The sequence below is a fragment of the Campylobacter sp. P255 genome, assembly GCF_003627915.1.
In the GTDB taxonomy this organism is placed as follows: Bacteria; Campylobacterota; Campylobacteria; order Campylobacterales; family Campylobacteraceae; genus Campylobacter_D.
On record NZ_NREN01000010.1, the window covers coordinates 20,837 to 36,768 of the forward strand.

The following is a 15,932-nucleotide window of genomic DNA, read 5'->3' on the forward strand; positions in this document are numbered from 1 at the left end:
GCAAATGAATGAGTAGTAATTTAAGTATATTTAAAGTTGGTGTTGGTCCTTCATCTTCTCATACTTTAGGACCAATGTTAGCGGGTAATATGTTTTGTGAAAAGATTAAAGATAAAATCACGCAAATTACAAAAATTCAAATCAGACTTTATGGTTCTTTGTCATTAACTGGCAAAGGCCATTTAAGTGATAAAGCTATTATATGGGGTTTAAGTGGTTTAAAAGCAAAAGAGTTAAATGCTGCTTTGCAAGATCGTGTTTTTAATAAAATTTTGCAAGATAAAATTTTGGTTTTAAATGCCCAAAAAGAATTAAGTTTTGATTATGATCAAGACTTGATTTTTGAAAAAGATTTTTTACCTTTACATGAAAATGGCTTAAAGGTAAGTGCTTATGGTCAAGATAATGAAATCATCGCAGAAGAAATTTATTATTCGGTGGGCGGTGGTTTTGTGATGAGTGAAGCTGAGCTTCAAAAACATAAAGATGGTTCTAGTGAGCAAAAACATGCTAAATTAGAACTTGATATTAATCATGCTAGCGATGCTTTAAGAATTTGTGAAGAAAAGTCATGGGACTTAGCAAAACTTTCTTATGAGTATGAGCTTCAATTTCATACCAAGGAAGAAATTAGAGCTTATTGTTTAGAAATTTGGGAGGTTATGCAAGAAGTTTATTATAATGGAATTCATCCAAGTTCAGATTATCTTCCAGGAAATTTACGCTTAAAACGCCGTGCTAAAGGGTTAAATGAGCGTTTAGCGATGACAAGCGATCCTTTGGGGATTATTGACTTTATTTCTTTGTATGCTATTGCAGTAGCAGAAGAGAATGCAAGCGGAGCAAGAGTGGTAACTGCACCAACTAATGGTGCGTGTGCGGTTGTACCAGCTGTTATGCTTTATCTTAAAAATCACACGGTTGGGTTTAATGATGAAAAAGCTATTAACTTTTTGCTTGCTGCGATGTTAATAGGTTCTTTTTATAAGAAAAATGCAAGTATCAGTGGTGCTGAAGCTGGTTGCCAAGCAGAAATTGGAAGTGCAAGTTCTATGGCAGCAGGTGCTATGGCTACTGTAATGGGTTTTGATGCAAAAATAGCATGTAATGCAGCAGAAATTGCAATGGAGCACCATTTAGGATTAACTTGTGATCCAGTGAGTGGTCTAGTGCAAATTCCTTGTATAGAAAGAAATGCTTTTGGGGCGATTAAGGCCATTTCGGCTGCTAGAATGGCAATGAGTAGAAAATCTACACCAAAAGTAAGTCTTGATGAGGTTATAAAAACTATGTATGAAACCGGCAAGGATATGAACTCAAAATACAAAGAAACCTCCTTAGGCGGTTTAGCTACTAATCTTACAAGTGTATGTTAAAACCTTAAGTTGTAAAACTTAAGGTTTTAACCTTAAAGCTTTTAAAAGCCCATAAATGCTAAATTTTTAAAAACTTTAAGGAAAATACTAAATGATAGAAATCAAAAAACCAGCAGAAATAGAAAAATTACGCAAGGCAAATGAGCTTGTAGCTAGAACGCTTGATTATCTAGAAAGCATTATTGTGCCAGGCATGAGTTTAAAAGAAATTGACATCAAAGCAGAAGAATTTATACTAAAACATGGGGCAAAGCCATCATTTAAAGGGTTGTATGGTTTTCCAGGTAGTATTTGTATTTCGCTTAATCAAGCTTGCATCCATGGTATAGGCGATGAGCGTATTTTAAAGGAAGGTGATATTTTAGGACTTGACGTGGGTACATGCATAGATGGATATTATGGAGATGCGGCAAGAACTATTCCTATAGGCAAAATTTCAGCCACCGATGAGGCGTTGATTGCTTGTGCTAAAGATGCTTTGTATTATGCTATAGATATTATAAAAGAAGGCATGCGTTTTAAAGAGCTTTCTTATGAACTTGGAGAGTTTATTACTCAAAGAGGTTTTGTGCCTTTAAAGGGCTATTGTGGACACGGTATAGGCAAAAAACCACACGGAGAGCCTGAAATTCCAAACTATCTAGAGCCAGGTGCTAGTGCAAAAAGTGGTCCAAAGATCAAAAATGGTATGGTATTTTGTATAGAGCCTATGGTGTGTCAAAAAGATGGCACGCCAGTGCATTTAAAAGGCAACTGGGAGGCAGGAAGTAAAGATGGTTTAAATGCAGCCCATTATGAGCATTGTGTTGCGATTATCAATGGAAAAGCAGATATTTTATCTAAGTAAGAAAGTTTTACTTTCTTACTCAAATGTTTTTAGCTTTTCTGAAAGCTTTGAAGCATCTTCTAAAACACCTTGTGAAATTTGGGTTAATTCAAGAGAGTAGTTTTTCACACAGTTTGCAAGTTCAGTTACTTTTTCTATATTTTGTTCTAATTCATTCATTTTAGCTTTTGACTCATCGCTTTTTTCTTCCATAATTTGTGTAGAATGAATACTTGTTTTTAGTTTCTCTATGGAAGTGCCCACTTCGCCTTGTAAAATATTTGCTTTGCTTGAGGTGTCACTCATAGATTGGTGAATACCATCCATTAAGCTTTTATTGTCACTGATTTGTTGCACGATGGTTTTTACGGTAGTTTCTATAGCAACTAGTGATTTTGTAGTTTTTTCAGCTAAATTTCTAACTTCATCTGCAACAACAGCAAATCCTCTACCATGTTCACCAGCACGTGCAGCTTCAATAGCAGCATTTAATGCAAGCAAATTGGTTTGATCGGCGATATCTTTAATGGTTGTTGTAACCTCTACGATACTATCAGCACTTTGTACTAGCATATCCATAGCACTTAATACACTTTGTTCTTTTTCTCCACTTAGTAAAATCAACTCTACTAGTTCTTTGAGTGTGCTTTCTACTTTTGTCATTACTTCTTGCATATCATACATATCTTTGATGGTATCTTTTGCAAGATTTTGGGTTAAGTCAATATGGCTTTCTAAAACTGATCCAATTTTATAAACATTAGAAATTTGCTCGTGTTGTAAAAGAGAACTTTGTTGTAATACTTCAGCGTTTTTAGAAAGCTTTTGAGAGCTAGCATGGCTTGAGTTAGCAGTTTGTATCGCTTCTAATACAGAATTTTGCACAGTTTGTATAAAAGAATTAATATAACCCGCACTCGTAGCTAATTCACTTTTTTTATCAATATCTAATCTTGCATTTAAATTAGCATGTTCGCCCGCTAAATTAGAGCTAAGTTTTTCTAACAATGAAATAGGTATGATTACTTTTTTTAAGGTAAGTGATATAAAAAACACCAATACAATCAAGGTAAATATAAAAATTCCTATTGCAATGTATAAATTGTACTTATTGTTGAGGTTGATTGTTTCAGCAACGGTATTTTTATAAGCAATGATTTCTTTTTGGAGTTCTTGATCAAAATGACTTTGAGAATTTTCTTTTAAGACTTTAACTTGACTGAGTATCATTTTACAATGTGTACTAAAAAGTTCAAATAATTCTTGTGGGAGTTGAGAATTTTCTACATTTAGGCTTGATATTAAGCCTTGTAGTCTATTTTGAACCAATGGTTCTAAAATATCCATAGTTCCTATGATACTTAAAATACTTCCTACCGCATTAATTTGCTTAGCTTCTTGTGTGCTTAGTGCTATTTTGTTGGTTGCTTTAATGATTTCTTGTTGGATTTCATAAAGATATAGTTTTGAATTAATGACAATAGAATTAGCTGATTTAAAGTGTTGTAGTTGAGTGTTTTTCTTTTGAAAAATAGCTTCAAGTTTTTTTGTATCTATCTCGTTAGATTTTAAAACCGCTAAGGTATTTTCAAATTCTTGGATCAAAGCCACGCTAATGTCATAGTTTTGTAAATCCAACCTATTTTTAAAAATTTCATCTATTTTAGTGTCTAAAATTTCTAATTTTTGAAAAGAACTCATGATGAGAGAATTTCTTTTAGTAGTGTTATAAGTGTTGAAAATAAATAAAGTCAAAGTTAAAAGTAGTATTAAAACCACCACGGATAAAGCAATAAACTGCTTTAAAAAAGAAAAAGATTTTTTATTTGAGTGGATCATGGTATTCTCCTGTTAAAGAATTCAAAAAAGCAACTATATCATCAACCACATCTTGTTCTAAAAATTTACCTAGTTGATAATACGCCATAAATTGCACACAAGCATCAAGTGTCGGCATGGAGCCATCATGAAAATAAGGTGCGGTTTTGGCTATATTTCTAAGACTTGGAACTTTGACTACAAATTTATCATGTGGATCTTTAGTGATCTCGTAGCGTCCTTGCCAATTGGTTCCATTGTCATAAGGCACAAAAACCCCCATTTTTTGGTACATATTTCCACCTATATTCTGTCCTTGATGACAAGCGATACAACCATTTGATAAAAAGGCATTATATCCTCTTTTAGCTTGCTCACTAATGGCATTTTTATCACCCTTTAAAAAGCGATCAAAAGGTGAGTTAGGGGTTAGTAGAGTTTTTTGGAATTCAGCCAAGGCATCAGCAATATTATCAAAGCTTACTTCTCCATAAAGTCTTTTAAATTCTTTTTCATAGTAAGTGTTGCTTTTTACGATTTTTTCAACTTCTATATCATCTTTTAGACCCATTTCTTTGGGATTAAGCAAAGGGTGTTTTGCTTGTTCTTGTAAATCTTTAGCATTACCTCTCCAAAATTGGGCTAAATTAAAAATGGCATTGAAATTTGTAGGCGTATGAAAAGGTTCATCTACTATTCCATTGGTACCTGTAGAGAAAGTTTTGTTATCTACCCCAAAATTTGCAACATTATGACAGCTATTGCAAGATACTTTTTTGTCTTTTGATAGACTTGTATCCATATAAAGTTTTTTTCCTAAAATAGCTTTTTCTTTATCATAAGGTATACTTTCTGGTATGGGCGTGATCATTTCAACTGCATAAAGCGGCAATAAAGTCAATATCAATAAACTAAAAATTTTCATATATCCATTCCTTTATATAAATTTTTAATTAATAATTTTTATTAATTATAACACTACAATCTTAATTTCTTATAAATAAATATCGCGATCAAAAGGCTTATAAGAGATAAGATCAAAGTGTAAGTAAAAATCCCGTATATAAAAGGTTCATCAGGTTTTACTGCTAAAGAATGTAATATGAAAACAAATTGTGGTGTAAAAAAACCTGCTATTGCATAAGCAATATTATATGAAAATGTAATTTTAGTGAGATCTTTATCGGGATTAAAAATTTTACAAATCAAGATAGGCGCTAAAGCATTGATCCCGCCAAAAAAACATGCAATAAAATAACAATATATACTTAAATGTAAAATTTGTGCATAAAAAAAGTAAAAATATAAAAAACATGAAAAGCTAAAACCTATAGCAAAAATAAAAGTCGTAATCAAAAAGCCAAACTTATCAACCCAAATTCCAGCTAGTAAAGTTCCACAAGACAATATCACAGGCGCGATAATTTGAATCAAAAGAGCATCTATTTTTTCTAAAATCAAAACTTCAGGTATAAAATTAGGCATAAGCAGAGTGAGTATAATAACGTAAGCTGTAAGCATCCACGATAAAAGCATGGTAGCTAGAATTTTTGAAAAGTCTTTTTTGCTTTCAAAAAGATCTTTAAAAGTAAAATTTTCTTGGTGATTGTGTTGTATTTTTTGAGTTATGAAGTTTTGTTTTAAAGTTTTTCCAAAATATAGAAGCAACATGCTTAAAAAACCACCAACAATAAAAGGAAAACGCCAAGCATATGCATAAATTTCCTCTAAAACAAAGTATCGATGGATAGCCAAAGTAGCTAAACATGCAAAAATAACACCCGCCGTCATAGAAACATTGACACTGCTTAGACAAAAACCATCTTTACCATCAGGTGAGTGTCTTTTTACAAAAGACCAAGCATGAGTAAATTCTTTGCCAATTGCAAGACCTTGCAGTATTCTAATAAAGAGTAAAATCACAAGAGAAAAATATCCAATGCTTTCAAAAGTAGGTATAAATGCCAGAGAGAAAGTAGAAAGCATGATTAATATAATATTTAAATTTTGTGCTTTGATGCAATAAAATTGTGTTTTAAAATAATTTTTAATGGTTTTAGCAAAAGGCTTAGTTAGATACCCCGTTGCAAAGATAGTGTAAGTACCTAAAAGCTTCCAAAAATCATCTAATTCGCTAGGAAAAAAGCTTGTAGAAATATAATTAGCAAAAAAGATAAATATAATAAAATTATAAAATTCTAAAGCCCCTCCTAAAGAATATAAAGAAAGGGATTTTAAATCACTTTTTGTTAAAGTTTTTGGCATTTAAATACTTTCTTCTTGTGGTAATTCTGTAATTATAGTAAAAAATATCGGTGTTTGTAGAAAAATATTAAAAATTTAAAAGAAAAATTGTGATAAAATGTTAGCTTTGTATTTTATAGAAAGGAGAAAAGCATTGGCAAAAGATGATATTATCGAAATCGATGGTAATGTAATCGAAGCTTTACCTAATGCAACTTTTAAAGTTGAATTAGACAATAAACACGTAATACTTTGTCACATTGCGGGTAAAATGCGTATGCATTATATCCGGATTATGCCTGGTGATAGAGTTAAAGTAGAGCTAACACCTTATAGTCTTGATAAGGGACGTATTACATTTAGATACAAATAAGTCTAAGTTGTTTGAAAGCAAAAGTAAGATATAATTAGCACTTTTGCAGAAATTGCAATAAAACTGTATGAAGAAGTATTTTCAAAATCACCACTTATTTTGAAAATAGTTGGTTGCTCTAAAAACCTGGTGCAGTTGTAAAAAAGTGGAATTTATAATAACAGGAGAAAAGCATGAAAGTTAGACCATCTGTTAAAAAGATGTGTGACAAGTGCAAAGTAGTTCGTCGTAAAGGCGTAGTTCGCATTATTTGCGAAAATCCAAAACACAAACAAAGACAAGGATAATTTATGGCTCGTATTGCAGGTGTGGATTTACCAAAGAAAAAAAGAATTGAATATGGTTTGACTTATATTTATGGTATAGGCTTACATACTTCAAGAAAAATCTTAGATAAAACCGGAATTTCTTATGATAAAAGAGTTCACGAGTTAAGTGAAGATGAAGCAGCAGCTATCCGTAAAGAAATTCAAGAAAACTATATGGTTGAGGGTGATCTTAGAAAACAAGTTGCTATGGATATCAAAGCATTGATGGATCTAGGAAGCTTTAGAGGCTTAAGACATAGAAAAGGCTTACCGGTTCGTGGTCAAAAAACAAAAACAAATGCCAGAACTAGAAAAGGTAAGAGAAAAACCGTTGGTGCAAAATCATAAGGATAGAAAATGGCAAAAAGAAAAGTAGTAAAGAAAAAAGTAGTTAAAAAAAATATAGCTAAAGGTATAGTTTATATCAGTGCAACATTTAATAATACTATGGTTACTGTAACTGATGAAATGGGAAATGCTATCGCTTGGAGTAGTGCAGGTGGTTTAGGATTTAAAGGTTCTAAAAAATCAACTCCTTATGCAGCACAACAAGCAGTTGAAGATGCTTTAAGTAAAGCAAAAGAACATGGTATCAAAGAAGTTGGTATCAAAGTACAAGGACCAGGAAGTGGTCGTGAGACAGCGGTTAAGAGTGTAGGTGCTATGGAAGGTATTAAAGTAACTTTCTTAAAAGATATTACTCCATTAGCTCACAATGGTTGTAGACCACCAAAACGTCGTCGTGTCTAAGAATAAGATATAAGATTTAGGAGAATTATAATGGCAAGATATAGAGGACCAGTAGAGAAATTAGAAAGACGACTTGGCGTAAGCTTGGCAATGAAAGGCGAAAGAAGATTAGCAGGTAAAAGTGCTTTAGATAAACGCCCTTACGCACCAGGTCAACATGGACAAAGAAAAGCAAAAATCAGCGAATACGGACTCCAACTAAGAGAAAAACAAAAAGCTAAATTTATGTATGGAGTAAGCGAAAAACAATTTAGAAGATTATTTAGCGAAGCTGCTAGAAAAGACGGTAATACCGGTGCGCTTTTAATTCAGCTTTTAGAACAAAGACTAGATAATGTTGTTTATAGAATGGGCTTTGCTACAACTCGCCGTTTTGCAAGACAACTTGTAACTCATGGACACATTTTAGTAAATGGTAAAAGAGTTGATATTCCTAGTTATAGAGTAGAAGCAGGTCAAAAAATTGAAGTGATTGAAAAAAGCAAAAATAATCCTCAAATTTCAAGAGCGATCGAACTTACTGCTCAAACTGGTATAGTTGCTTGGGTTGATGTAGAAAAAGATAAAAGATTTGGAATTTTTACAAGAAAACCTGAAAGAGAAGAGGTTATCATTCCAGTTGAGGAAAGATATATCGTTGAGTTGTACTCTAAATAATAAAGGTTTTTGATATGAGACATATTACAACTTCTGCTTATACACCAACAGAGTTTAGTATTGAAAATATCAGTGATACAGTAGCAAAAGTAAGTGCATGGCCTTTTGAAATCGGCTATGCTATTACTTTGGCGCATCCTTTGCGCCGTTTGCTTTATTCAAGCACAGTAGGTTTTGCTCCAACAGGAGTTAAAATCAAAGGCGTAGCGCATGAATTTGATAGCATGCGTGGTATGCTTGAAGATGTAGCATTGTTTATTATCAATCTAAAAAAATTGAGATTTAAACTAAAAACAGAATCTGAAAAAGAAATCATAACTTTTAGTTTTAAAGGACCAAAAGAAATTTGCGGAAAAGACTTAAACAATGAAGTTGTTGAAGTTGTGAATGCAGATAGCTACCTTGCTACTATCAATGAAGATGCGGATTTAGAATTCACTTTAATCATTGAAAAAGGTATAGGTTATGTGCCTTCTGAAGAAATTCAGAATTTCTTAGATCCTGAATTTATAGCACTTGATGCGTTCTTTACTCCGGTAAAACATGCAGTTTATGATATAGAAAAAGTGCTTTTTGAAGACAACCCAGATTATGAAAAAGTTGTTTTTACAATCACAACTGATGGTCAAATTTCGCCAAGTGATGCTTTTAAAAATGCTTTAGAGGCAATGTATAAACAATTATCAGTGTTTGGTAAAATTACTAATGCGCAAAGTGTTGTAAGAAGTCAAGCACCAAGTAATGAAGTAGAGCATGTGAAATTACTTCAAAATATAACTGAGTTAAACTTAAGCGCAAGAAGCTTTAACTGCCTAGAAAAAGCAAATGTAGTTTACATCGGCGAACTTGCTTTGATGAGTGTAAGTGAACTTGCAGATTTGAAAAATCTAGGTAAAAAATCTCTAGATGAGATCAAAAGCGTAATGGAATCTATAGGCTTCCCTATAGGAAATTCAAAACTCAGTGATAGTGCAAAAGAAACGCTAAAGAAAAAAATTACAGAATTAAAAGCACAAAATGAAGGATAATCAATGAGACACAGACATGGATATAGAAAGTTAGGTCGCACTTCTACTCACCGTGCAGCCTTATTAAAAAACCTTACCATTGCTATTATTAAAGCAGGTAAAATAGAAACAACATTACCTAAAGCAAAAGAATTAAGAGGTTATGTTGAAAGATTAATCACTCGTGCAAGAAAAGGTGACTTTAATGCCCATAGAGCAGTGTTTGCTAGCTTACAAGATAAAGAAGCTACCAATAAACTTGTAACAGAAATCGCACCTAAATTTGCAGATAGAAACGGTGGTTACACAAGAATTATCAAAACAAGAATTCGCCGTGGCGATGCTGCAGAGATGGCTTTCATCGAATTTGTAGCTTAATTTTTTAGCCTTTTTTTAAAGGCTAAAAACTTCTTTTTCTACTCAAATCATATTTTTTGTATTTTTATCCATTTTTTGCTACTATTAATCTTTTAACTACAAAAAAAGGAAAGAAATGCAAGAAAATTCGAGATTACGCATTGCCATACAAAAATCAGGTCGCTTAAGTAAAGATTCCATTGCTTTGCTTGAATCTATAGGCGTAAAACTTCGTATACATGATCAAAGTTTAATAGCTTTTTCCACTAATTTACTCATTGACTTGCTTCGAGTAAGAGATGATGATATACCAGGATTAATTTTTGATGGTGTGGTAGATCTTGGGATAGTTGGAGAAAATGTTTTAGAAGAAAATGAACTAGAAAGAAAATCAAAAAACGAAAACGCAGAATTTATCATGCTTAAAAAACTTGATTTTGGAGGGTGTCGTTTGTCTTTGGCACTTCCCGAAAAGAGTGAGTATAAAGGTATAGAAAGTTTTAGAAATTTACGCATAGCCACTTCTTATCCACAGCTTTTAAAACGCTTTATGGAAGAAAACAATATCGCATATAAAACATGTATGCTAACAGGCTCGGTAGAAGTAGCACCTAGTGCGAATTTGGCCGATGGAATTTGTGATTTGGTTTCAAGTGGAGCTACTTTAAAAGCTAATGGACTTAAAGAAGTGATGGTGATTTATAAATCCAAAGCATGCATTATCCAAAGAAAAGAAAGTCTAGCTTCACACAAACAAGAACTAATCGATAAATTACTCATTAGAATTAGCGGTGTTATGCAAGCAAGGGAGTCAAAATACATTATGCTACATGCGCCTATTGAAAAGCTTGAAAAAATCACAGCTTTATTACCAGGTGTTGAAAAGCCTACGATTTTACCTTTGGAAAATGATAAAGCCAAAGTTGCACTACATATGGTTAGTCAGGAAAATTTATTTTGGGAAACTATGGAAGCTTTGAAAAAAGAAGGTGCAAGTGCTATTTTGGTTTTACCTATTGAAAAAATGCTCTCTTAAAGGATAAAAATGCAAATACTTGATTTTGAAAAACTTAGTAAAAGTGAACAAGAAATAGCGTTAAGTCGCCCTGCTATCAATGCAAACTCACAAGTAAAAGTCATAGTAGAAGAAATCATCGAAGATGTTAAAGCAAACAAAGATGAGGCTTTAAAGCAAATGGCGATAAAATTTGACAAAGTTGAGTTAAACTCTATCAAGCTAAGCGATGAAGAGCTTAGTGATTTAGCAGAACAAATTGATGATGAGTTAAAGCATGCTATTAAAATAGCTTATGAAAATATCTACAAATTTCACAAAGCACAAGAGAGTCAAACTATAACAGTGCAAACCTTTGAAGGTGTAACATGCAAGGTGCTAACAAGAGCTATTGAAAAAGTGGGGCTTTATATACCAGGAGGTTTGGCACCACTTTTTTCAACTGCACTTATGCTAGCTATCCCTGCTAAGATCGCACAATGCAAATTTATCGCTTTAGCTTCTCCTGCACCTTTGCACCCCGCTATTGCTTTTGTAGCAAGACTTTGTGAGGTAGATGCGGTATATCAAATTGGTGGTGCAGGAGCCATAGCAGCATTTGCCTACGGAACGCAAAGTGTGAAAAAAGTCGATAAAATTTTTGGACCAGGAAATGCCTTTGTCACTGAAGCTAAAAAACAAGTAAACAACCATGGAGTTGCCATTGATATGCAAGCAGGGCCTTCAGAAGTGTTAGTTTTAGCAGATGAGTTTGCTAATGCTCAATTTATAGCATCAGATTTGCTTTCACAGGCTGAACACGGAGCAGATTCTCAAGCGATTTTAGTTTGTACTAGTGAAAAATTAGCTAAAGAAGTGGACAAAGAAGTTGCTTTGCAGCTAGAAAAACTCTCGCGCAAAGAAATCGCTTTAAAGTCTTTAGCACATTCTAAAATCATTCTTGCTAAAGATATAAAACACGCTATAAGTATTTCAAATGATTATGCACCAGAGCATTTGATCATTCATACGCAAAATCCATCTAGTTTGATCGAAAAGATCACGCACGCAGGTTCGGTATTTTTAGGTGAGTATTCTCCAGAGTCTATGGGAGATTATGCAAGTGGGACAAATCATGTTTTACCAACTTATGGTTTTGCAAGATCGTATTCTTCTTTAGGGCTTGCGGATTTTATGAAAAGAATGACCGTGCAAGAACTAAGTAAAGAAGGCTTTAAAAAGCTTGGACCTGTAGTGGAGGTTTTGGCAGCAGCTGAAGGACTTGATGGGCACAAAAATGCTGTAAGTATAAGATTAGAAAGCTTAAAATGAGTGCGAAAATATTATTTATCGATAGAGATGGCACGCTTATAGATGAGCCAAAGGAAGATTTTCAGGTTGATTCTTTAGAAAAGCTTGAATTTAAAAAAGGTGCGATCAATGCATTATTAAAATTAAAAAATTTTGGCTTCAAATTTGTCATGGTGAGTAATCAAGATGGCCTAGGTACAAATTCTTTTCCTAGAGATAATTTTGACAAACCTCATGAAAAAATGCTAAGTGTTTTTCGAAGTTGCGGGATAGAATTTGAAGATATTTTTATTTGCCCGCATTTTGAACACGAAAATTGCACTTGTAGAAAACCAAAAACAGCTATGCTTGAAAACTATATAAAAAACAATCTCTATGATCAAAACAAAAGCTTTGTCATAGGCGATAGAGATAGCGATATGATCCTAGCGCAAAACCTTAAAATTCAAGGTTTAAAATACAACGACGACACATTTAGTTGGGAGCAAATTGCAGATTTTATTTTGCAAAATTATCGTAATGCTTTTGTCAAACGCAATACCAAAGAAACTCAAATTCAAGTCAAAATAGCTTTTAATGAAAAAGCAAAAGCTGATATTCAAACTAATATCGCTTTTTTTGATCACATGTTAGAGCAAATCGCCACTCATGCAAATATATCTTTAGAGATCAAATGTCAAGGAGATTTAGAAGTCGATGAACATCATAGTGTTGAAGATGTAGCACTTGCTTTGGGCGAAGCCATTAAAATAGCACTAGATCAAAAAATAGGTATTGCAAGATATGGTTTTGTTTTGCCTATGGATGAGTGTTTTGCAAGTTGTGCGATTGACTTTTGTAATAGACCGCATTTAGTTTATAAGGCTAAATTTAAAAAAGAAAAGCTTGGAGAACTAAGCACAGAAATGATAGAGCATTTTTTCTACTCGCTAAGCTATGCTATGGGTGCAAGTTTGCATTTAAAGGTTAAAGGTAAAAACGACCACCATAAAGCCGAAGGGCTTTTTAAAGCTTTTGCTAGAGCTTTAAAAATGGCCATTAAAATAGAAAATGACAATCTAGCAAGCTCAAAAGGAGTGATATGAAACTAGCTATTATAGATACAGGTTGTGCGAATTTGGCTTCGCTTGCTTTTGCACTTGAACGTGTAGGGCAAAAATGCATTATCAGTAATGATGTAAAAGAACTCTCATGTGTAGATAAACTTTTGCTTCCCGGAGTTGGGACAGCAGCTAAAGCTATTAGTAATCTTAAAGCGCTTAATTTAGAAAATTTTATCCAAACCACTACTAAACCGCTTTTGGGAATTTGTCTTGGTATGCAAATTTTAGGTGAGTTTTCAGAAGAGTTACACCAAAAAACACTTGGCATTATGCCTTTTAAAACACAAAAATTTCAAGAAAAAGCTGATTTTACTTTCCCGCACATGGGATGGAACCAAGTTTTTAGCTCACATGAACTTTTCCAAGGTTTAGATGGGGCTTATTTTTATTTCGTGCATAGTTATTGTGTGGGTTTAAACGAATACACCATCGCAGAGTGCGAATACTCTACTAAATTTAGTGCAAGTTTAAACAAAGACAATTTTTATGGTGTGCAGTTTCACCCTGAAAGAAGTGGCGAAGCGGGCGAGGTATTGTTAAAAAATTTCATAAATATGTAGGTAAAAATGCAAACTCAAATCATCCCAGCATTGGACTTAATAGATGGCAAAGTAGTAAGGCTTTATAAAGGAGATTATGCTAAAAAACAAGAATACAGCTTTGATCCTTTAGCTAAATTTCAAGAATATGAAGCGCAAGATATATCGTGGCTTCATTTAGTAGATTTAAGTGGTGCAAAAGATCCTAGTAAAAGACAGCTTAAACTCATAGAAAATCTAGCTTCTAAAATCAAAGTAAATCTACAAGTAGGCGGAGGAATTCGCACTAAAGATGAGATTAAGGCTTTATTTGATAGCGGTGTTAAGCGTGTAGTTATAGGTTCTTTAGCGGTTAAAAATAAAACTTTCACACAAGAGCTTTTGCGTGAATTTGGTGTAGAAAATATAGTCTTAGCGCTTGATAGTATTTGTATTAAAGATGAGTTCTTTGTAGCTATTGATGCATGGAGTAAAACAAGCGATGAAAAATTATTTGAGCTTTTAAATTTTTACAAAAATGTAAAGCATATTTTATGCACAGATATTTCTAAAGATGGCACAATGAGTGGGGCAAACATCGCTTTATATAAAGCTTTGTATGAAAAATTTCCACATTTACAAACACAAGCAAGTGGTGGCGTAGCAAGCTTGGAGGATTTTAAAAAGCTAAATGGCATAGTAAGTGGTATTATTGTAGGTAAGGCCTTGCTTGATAGAGAATTTAGCATAAAGGAGGCTAGAGAATGCTTACAAAACGCATAATCGCATGTTTAGATGTAAAAGATGGTAGAGTAGTTAAAGGTGTGCAGTTTAAAAATCATGAAGACATGGGAGATGTGATAGAGCTTGCTAAATTTTACTCACAAAATGGTATTGATGAGCTAGTATTTTATGATATAACTGCTTCAGCTAAAAATGAGCGTATTAATAGAACTTGGGTAAGCAAAGTAGCACAAAATATTTCCATACCATTTTGCGTTGCAGGAGGTATAAAAAGTGAAGATGATGCGAAAGAACTTTTAGCAAGTGGTGCTGATAAGATTTCTATTAATTCCCCTGCTTTAAATGATCCTGATTTAATTTCACGACTCGCAAAAAGCTTTGGTGTGCAATGCGTAGTTGTAGGTATAGACACCTTTAAAGATGAAAATGGTGATCTTTTGGTATATAAATACACTGGAGATGAGAGTAAATCTCGCCACAGTGGTAAAAAAACACTAGAATGGGTAAAGCAAGTATGTGAGCTTGGAGCTGGTGAAATCGTGCTAAATATGATGAATCAAGATGGTATGAGAAAGGGTTATGATTTAGATCAACTTGCTAAAGTTAGACAAATTTGTCCTGTGCCTTTAGTGGCAAGTGGTGGCGCAGGGGCTAAAGAGCATTTTTTAGATGCTTTTAAGCTTGGGGTTGATGGAGCTTTAGCAGCTTCAATTTTTCATAAAAAACTTATAGATATTAAAGAATTAAAACTATTTTTAAAAGATCAAGGTATACAAATTCGCATTTAAAAAAGGAAAAACTATGAAGATAAATGAAGAAGAATTTATAAAAAGCATAAATTGGCAAAAAATAAATAATCTCATTCCCGTGATCATTCAAGATTATCGTTCTTGTGAGGTTTTAATGCAAGGTTTTATGAATGAACAAGCTCTAAGAGAAAGTTTTAAACACAAAAAGGTTGTTTTTTACTCAAGAACTAAAGAGCGTTTGTGGATGAAGGGCGAGCAGAGTGGGAATTTTTTACATATTATAGATATGGGACTTGATTGTGATAGAGATTGTATTTTAATCCTTGTAAGAGCACAAGGTGCTACTTGTCATACAGGTGATATTTCTTGTTTTGAAACGCTTTCTAAAAAGGCTGATTTTGTATTTTTATCGCGTCTTGAAAAGCTTATTAACTCACGTAAAAGCTCTTGTGTAAATTCTTCTTATACAGCTGAACTCTTTTCTAAAGGCACTAAACGCATAGCGCAAAAAGTAGGTGAAGAAGGTGTTGAAACGGCTTTAGCTGCTACTGTTAAAGATAAAGAAGAACTCATAAATGAAGCGGCTGATTTACTTTATCATTTAGATGTTTTATTGGCTGATGCAAATTTGAGTTTAAATGATGTGATTGCTAAATTAAAAGAAAGAAATAAAAGTTAAGCGTGATTTCTCACGCTTAATTAAGCAATATTTTTGAAAAGATTCGTTAGCTATATCGAGCAATTTAAAAAAAACTTTACATTTTTAAAACTAATATTTGGTTTATTTTCTACTTTTT

Annotated in this window: 19 protein-coding genes; 16 read left to right on the forward strand and 3 right to left on the reverse strand. The window is 33.2% G+C overall.

What is annotated here, in order from left to right; all coding sequences use genetic code 11:
- The first annotated feature begins 8 nt into the window (after positions 1-8).
- Positions 9-1,376 (forward strand): L-serine ammonia-lyase, encoded by a 1,368-nt coding sequence (locus tag CKA54_RS06025; protein WP_120760694.1) that lies wholly within the window; start codon positions 9-11, stop codon positions 1,374-1,376.
- Positions 1,377-1,467: 91 nt separating this feature from the next.
- A complete protein-coding gene (gene map / locus CKA54_RS06030) occupies positions 1,468-2,223 on the forward strand; it encodes a type I methionyl aminopeptidase (protein ID WP_120760695.1) in 756 nt (251 codons plus the stop codon).
- A gap of 15 nt (positions 2,224-2,238) precedes the next feature.
- Here map and CKA54_RS06035 read toward each other — a convergent pair whose 3' ends face one another.
- Genes CKA54_RS06035 through CKA54_RS06045 form a run of 3 tightly spaced genes read right to left on the reverse strand, consistent with a single transcriptional unit; the run spans position 2,239 to position 6,285 of the window.
- A complete protein-coding gene (locus CKA54_RS06035; protein WP_120760696.1) occupies positions 2,239-4,041 on the reverse strand; it encodes a methyl-accepting chemotaxis protein in 1,803 nt (600 codons plus the stop codon).
- Positions 4,025-4,945 (reverse strand): cytochrome-c peroxidase, encoded by a 921-nt coding sequence (locus CKA54_RS06040; protein WP_120760697.1) that lies wholly within the window; start codon positions 4,943-4,945, stop codon positions 4,025-4,027. The genes CKA54_RS06035 and CKA54_RS06040 overlap by 17 nt, the downstream gene beginning before the upstream one ends.
- Positions 4,946-4,998: 53 nt before the next feature.
- The gene (locus CKA54_RS06045; RefSeq protein ID WP_120760698.1) at positions 4,999-6,285 is read right to left on the reverse strand and encodes an MFS transporter; all 1,287 of its coding nucleotides are present in this window, start codon (positions 6,283-6,285) and stop codon (positions 4,999-5,001) included.
- Between the two features lie 133 nt (positions 6,286-6,418).
- Between CKA54_RS06045 and infA the strand changes: the two genes are divergently transcribed.
- The 14 genes from infA to hisIE all read left to right on the forward strand — a co-directional run bounded on the left by infA (position 6,419) and on the right by hisIE (position 15,814).
- Positions 6,419-6,637 carry a translation initiation factor IF-1 gene (gene infA, locus CKA54_RS06050; RefSeq protein WP_012660842.1) on the forward strand — a complete coding sequence of 73 codons (219 nt, stop codon included), beginning with the start codon at positions 6,419-6,421 and terminating at the stop codon, positions 6,635-6,637.
- Positions 6,638-6,810: 173 nt separating this feature from the next.
- Positions 6,811-6,924 (forward strand): 50S ribosomal protein L36, encoded by a 114-nt coding sequence (rpmJ, locus tag CKA54_RS06055; protein WP_002781429.1) that lies wholly within the window; start codon positions 6,811-6,813, stop codon positions 6,922-6,924.
- Between the two features lie 3 nt (positions 6,925-6,927).
- On the forward strand, positions 6,928-7,293 hold the full coding sequence (rpsM, locus tag CKA54_RS06060) for a 30S ribosomal protein S13 (RefSeq protein ID WP_012660843.1): 366 nt from the start codon (positions 6,928-6,930) through the stop codon (positions 7,291-7,293).
- Between the two features lie 9 nt (positions 7,294-7,302).
- On the forward strand, positions 7,303-7,695 hold the full coding sequence (gene rpsK / locus CKA54_RS06065; RefSeq protein ID WP_039662396.1) for a 30S ribosomal protein S11: 393 nt from the start codon (positions 7,303-7,305) through the stop codon (positions 7,693-7,695).
- Between the two features lie 30 nt (positions 7,696-7,725).
- Positions 7,726-8,352: a 30S ribosomal protein S4 gene (rpsD, locus tag CKA54_RS06070; protein ID WP_039617184.1), complete on the forward strand. Its 627-nt coding sequence runs from the start codon at positions 7,726-7,728 to the stop codon at positions 8,350-8,352.
- A gap of 14 nt (positions 8,353-8,366) precedes the next feature.
- Positions 8,367-9,380 carry a DNA-directed RNA polymerase subunit alpha gene (locus tag CKA54_RS06075; protein ID WP_120760699.1) on the forward strand — a complete coding sequence of 338 codons (1,014 nt, stop codon included), beginning with the start codon at positions 8,367-8,369 and terminating at the stop codon, positions 9,378-9,380.
- A gap of 3 nt (positions 9,381-9,383) precedes the next feature.
- A complete protein-coding gene (gene rplQ / locus CKA54_RS06080) occupies positions 9,384-9,737 on the forward strand; it encodes a 50S ribosomal protein L17 (RefSeq protein ID WP_012660847.1) in 354 nt (117 codons plus the stop codon).
- A gap of 115 nt (positions 9,738-9,852) precedes the next feature.
- Complete coding sequence (gene hisG, locus CKA54_RS06085; protein WP_120760700.1) at positions 9,853-10,752, forward strand: ATP phosphoribosyltransferase; 900 nt, start codon at positions 9,853-9,855, stop codon at positions 10,750-10,752.
- A gap of 9 nt (positions 10,753-10,761) precedes the next feature.
- The gene (gene hisD, locus CKA54_RS06090) at positions 10,762-12,042 is read left to right on the forward strand and encodes a histidinol dehydrogenase (RefSeq protein WP_120760701.1); all 1,281 of its coding nucleotides are present in this window, start codon (positions 10,762-10,764) and stop codon (positions 12,040-12,042) included.
- A complete protein-coding gene (hisB, locus tag CKA54_RS06095) occupies positions 12,039-13,106 on the forward strand; it encodes a bifunctional histidinol-phosphatase/imidazoleglycerol-phosphate dehydratase HisB (protein WP_120760702.1) in 1,068 nt (355 codons plus the stop codon). The genes hisD and hisB overlap by 4 nt, the downstream gene beginning before the upstream one ends.
- Positions 13,103-13,684, forward strand: coding sequence for an imidazole glycerol phosphate synthase subunit HisH (gene hisH, locus CKA54_RS06100; protein ID WP_120760703.1), 582 nt, complete (start codon positions 13,103-13,105; stop codon positions 13,682-13,684). The genes hisB and hisH overlap by 4 nt, the downstream gene beginning before the upstream one ends.
- Positions 13,685-13,690: 6 nt before the next feature.
- Entirely contained in the window at positions 13,691-14,425 is a 735-nt protein-coding gene (locus CKA54_RS06105) for a 1-(5-phosphoribosyl)-5-[(5-phosphoribosylamino)methylideneamino] imidazole-4-carboxamide isomerase (protein ID WP_120760704.1), read from the forward strand.
- On the forward strand, positions 14,407-15,174 hold the full coding sequence (gene hisF / locus CKA54_RS06110) for an imidazole glycerol phosphate synthase subunit HisF (RefSeq protein WP_120760705.1): 768 nt from the start codon (positions 14,407-14,409) through the stop codon (positions 15,172-15,174). Before CKA54_RS06105 ends, hisF begins: the two co-directional genes overlap by 19 nt.
- 13 nt (positions 15,175-15,187) lie before the next feature.
- Complete coding sequence (gene hisIE, locus CKA54_RS06115) at positions 15,188-15,814, forward strand: bifunctional phosphoribosyl-AMP cyclohydrolase/phosphoribosyl-ATP diphosphatase HisIE (protein WP_039667852.1); 627 nt, start codon at positions 15,188-15,190, stop codon at positions 15,812-15,814.
- Positions 15,815-15,932 lie beyond the last annotated feature (118 nt).

Excerpts from the sequence above, each read along its gene's own strand:
- CKA54_RS06025 (WP_120760694.1), top strand. The coding sequence starts at position 9 with ATGAGTAGTAATTTAAGTATATTTAAAGTTGGTGTTGGTCCTTCATCT.
- map (WP_120760695.1), top strand. The coding sequence starts at position 1,468 with ATGATAGAAATCAAAAAACCAGCAGAAATAGAAAAATTACGCAAGGCA.
- CKA54_RS06035 (WP_120760696.1), bottom strand. The coding sequence starts at position 4,041 with ATGATCCACTCAAATAAAAAATCTTTTTCTTTTTTAAAGCAGTTTATT.
- CKA54_RS06040 (WP_120760697.1), bottom strand. The coding sequence starts at position 4,945 with ATGAAAATTTTTAGTTTATTGATATTGACTTTATTGCCGCTTTATGCA.
- CKA54_RS06045 (WP_120760698.1), bottom strand. The coding sequence starts at position 6,285 with ATGCCAAAAACTTTAACAAAAAGTGATTTAAAATCCCTTTCTTTATAT.
- rpmJ (WP_002781429.1), top strand. The coding sequence starts at position 6,811 with ATGAAAGTTAGACCATCTGTTAAAAAGATGTGTGACAAGTGCAAAGTA.
- rpsM (WP_012660843.1), top strand. The coding sequence starts at position 6,928 with ATGGCTCGTATTGCAGGTGTGGATTTACCAAAGAAAAAAAGAATTGAA.
- rpsK (WP_039662396.1), top strand. The coding sequence starts at position 7,303 with ATGGCAAAAAGAAAAGTAGTAAAGAAAAAAGTAGTTAAAAAAAATATA.
- rpsD (WP_039617184.1), top strand. The coding sequence starts at position 7,726 with ATGGCAAGATATAGAGGACCAGTAGAGAAATTAGAAAGACGACTTGGC.
- CKA54_RS06075 (WP_120760699.1), top strand. The coding sequence starts at position 8,367 with ATGAGACATATTACAACTTCTGCTTATACACCAACAGAGTTTAGTATT.
- rplQ (WP_012660847.1), top strand. The coding sequence starts at position 9,384 with ATGAGACACAGACATGGATATAGAAAGTTAGGTCGCACTTCTACTCAC.
- hisG (WP_120760700.1), top strand. The coding sequence starts at position 9,853 with ATGCAAGAAAATTCGAGATTACGCATTGCCATACAAAAATCAGGTCGC.
- hisD (WP_120760701.1), top strand. The coding sequence starts at position 10,762 with ATGCAAATACTTGATTTTGAAAAACTTAGTAAAAGTGAACAAGAAATA.
- hisB (WP_120760702.1), top strand. The coding sequence starts at position 12,039 with ATGAGTGCGAAAATATTATTTATCGATAGAGATGGCACGCTTATAGAT.
- hisH (WP_120760703.1), top strand. The coding sequence starts at position 13,103 with ATGAAACTAGCTATTATAGATACAGGTTGTGCGAATTTGGCTTCGCTT.
- CKA54_RS06105 (WP_120760704.1), top strand. The coding sequence starts at position 13,691 with ATGCAAACTCAAATCATCCCAGCATTGGACTTAATAGATGGCAAAGTA.
- hisF (WP_120760705.1), top strand. The coding sequence starts at position 14,407 with ATGCTTACAAAACGCATAATCGCATGTTTAGATGTAAAAGATGGTAGA.
- hisIE (WP_039667852.1), top strand. The coding sequence starts at position 15,188 with ATGAAGATAAATGAAGAAGAATTTATAAAAAGCATAAATTGGCAAAAA.